At 43.4% G+C, this 2,758-nt stretch carries 1 protein-coding gene; it reads left to right on the forward strand.

What is annotated here, in order from left to right:
- Positions 1-112 precede the first annotated feature (112 nt).
- The gene (locus IM456_RS19100; protein WP_287694386.1) at positions 113-2,104 is read left to right on the forward strand and encodes an SUMF1/EgtB/PvdO family nonheme iron enzyme; all 1,992 of its coding nucleotides are present in this window, start codon (positions 113-115) and stop codon (positions 2,102-2,104) included.
- Positions 2,105-2,758: the final 654 nt, after the last annotated feature.

Below are 2,758 nucleotides of genomic sequence, written 5' to 3' on the forward strand. Positions count from 1 at the left end.
AGGTTGGGTTGAGGAACGAAACCCAACTCAATTATTAAAAAATGTTGGGTTTCACTATTGTTCAACCCAACTACGATGGGACTGAACAGCATAAATACTCGGAGATTTTTTGATGTCTTTAACTTATCGCTGTCAACTACAGAATCGCTTGATTACCCTGACGCAAGAAATGGCCGACAGTGGCGAAGCGAAAGTATGGCACACTAACTTTAATGGGTACTTAGCGAAAATCTACCACAATCCCCATAATGAAAGGGTTGATAAATTACAGTTAATGGTGAGAAATCGTCCCAGTGATCCTAATGCTCATCTTAACCATATTTCCTTCGCTTGGCCCTATTCTATCTTGGAAGATAACCAGGGAAAAGTCGTTGGGTTTTTAATGCCAGAAGTGGTGGGTTCAGAAACGTTATTAAAGCTTTGTACGCCCATAATGAGAAGAAAATACAAGTTAGAAACTAATTGGTATTTTCTTCATGTAGTAGCGCGGAATATAGCCGCTATTATCCAAGCAATTCACCTTAAAGGTTATGTTTTGGGAGACATCAAGCTAGAAAATATCTTAGTGAATAATCGGGCGTTACCTACAATTATTGATACAGATTCATTTCAAGTATCAGATCCCTATAGCGGTAAAATATATCGGTGTTTAGTTGGCTCAGAAGGATTTACACCGGCGGAATTAATCGGAGTGAATATAGCGGATGTAGATCAAACAGAAGTGCATGATCGCTTTCGATTAGGAGTTGTTATTTATTATCTATTATTTAGCGGGCCGCCGTTTCGGGGATTGTGGCAAGGAGCAGGAGATTCCCTGGAACAGTCGGAACTAATTCGACGGGGACTCTGGCCTTTTTCTGGTGATAAATTGGTTGTACCTAGTAATACGACAATCCCATTAAATATTTTACATCCCGACTTACACGCCTTATTTTTGCGCTGTTTCAATGAGGGACATAAATTCCCCGACAGACGACCGACGGCTAAGGAATGGCGTGGTACTTTGGAAGCTGCACTAAAAGAGGTTATACGCTGTGGCAAAATTGATAATCATTACTACAACCGCAGTTACGGAAAGTGTTATTGGTGTGAGCGATTTAGTGATTTAAATTTTGATATTTTTGCAAGCAAAAGTATCGCTACTGTGACATCTACACCGTCACCTAAAGTAGCTCCACCACCTCCCCCAATATCGATTAAATCATCTCCTTCACCTATACCTCCTCAAAGATGGTCGCGTCGTAAAGTTTTAATAACTTTCGGGTTATTTACAGTAGGGACAGTCGCTAGTAATATTTTCGCTCAGTTGTTTCGTCAGAATCCTACTCCTTCTCCTTCACCTCGTCCTTCAAGTTCTCCATCTCCTCCTTCACCTCGTCCTTTAGCTCCTCCATTTACAGAAAACCTACCCAATGGACTAACACTGGAGATGGTAGGCTTACCAGCAGGTCAATTTCTCATGGGATCACTGTCAGGAGATCCCAATGCTCAAAGTCATGAAAAGCCTCAACACCAAGTTAAAGTCAACAGTTTTGCGATTGGGAAATATCCAGTGACTCAGGCACAATATCAAGCGGTAATGGGAACCAATCGCTCTCATTTTTCAAATAATCCCCAAAATCCGGTAGAAAAGGTTAGTTGGGATGATGCTCAAGCTTTTTGTCAGAAATTGAGTCAAATAACCGGGAAAACCTATCGCCTACCAACAGAAGCGGAATGGGAATATGCCTGTCGTGCGGGGACTACTACTCGCTTTTATTTCGGTGATGATGCTAATCAGTTAGGAGATTATGCTTGGTATATAGGAAATTCTCAGAAGACAACTCATCCTGTGGGCCAGAAAAAGCCCAATGCTTGGGGACTCTATGACATGAGTGGCAATGTTTGGGAGTGGTGCGAGGACAATTGGCACAATAACTATATCGGAGCGCCAAAGGATGGCAGTGCTTGGCTGACAAATGATAATCATTCTCAAATATTGCGGGGCGGTTCTTGGTACTTCAATCCCTATTACTGCCGTTCCGCTTCCCGCGACTTCAACTACCGCCGCGGCAGCTCCGACTTCGGTTTTCGGGTGGTGTGCGGTGCTGGGAGGACTCTGTAACCCTTTTTCTCTTTTTCTCTTTTTCTCTTTTTCCCGCCGCTAGGCGGGTCGATTTTTTTTGAGATTTTCTAGCCGTAGGTTGGGTTGAGGAACGAAACCCAACCCAATGATTTAAAAGTGTTGGGTTTCACTATCGTTCAACCCAACCTACGATCTACTTTTTACCCTTTTTTACCCTTTTTCTCTTTTTCTCTTTTTCCCGCTCTTAGACGGGTCGATTTTTTTTTGAGATTTTCTAGATCTCGTAGGGTGCGTGTTTGCGGCAATCAATTCGGTCAAAAAACTAAAATTAACAATCCGCCGTAACGCACCACCTTTATCATTCGGGTTGCGTGTGTCTCCCCAGGACTTTAACCCTCTGTTCTTTTGCTCTTTTGCCCTTTGTCTCCCGCCTAGCGACGGGTCGATTTTTTTGAGAAAATTGAGGTAGTGTTAATTTTTGTTAAGGACAATGAAAATGAAACAGTTAGGGACTTGCGCTTTGATAATGTACCTTTTGGGCGAACGCAGTTCGCCCCTACATTGTGGACAAAATCCGTTACTGTAGGGGCGCAAGGAACCTGCGCCCTCCGCTCGCTCAGGTTTGCTGATCACCCTAAGTAGGGGGAGAGCCTTCGAGAGCCCCCTTCCTCTTAGGGACTTGCGCTTTGATAA

It is taken from the genome of Microcystis sp. M079S1 (assembly GCF_020246425.1).
GTDB classification, from domain to species: domain Bacteria; phylum Cyanobacteriota; class Cyanobacteriia; order Cyanobacteriales; family Microcystaceae; genus Microcystis; species Microcystis aeruginosa.

Bases quoted from the DNA above. Each gene is read 5' to 3' on its own strand.
- IM456_RS19100 (WP_287694386.1), top strand. From the start codon at position 113: ATGTCTTTAACTTATCGCTGTCAACTACAGAATCGCTTGATTACCCTG.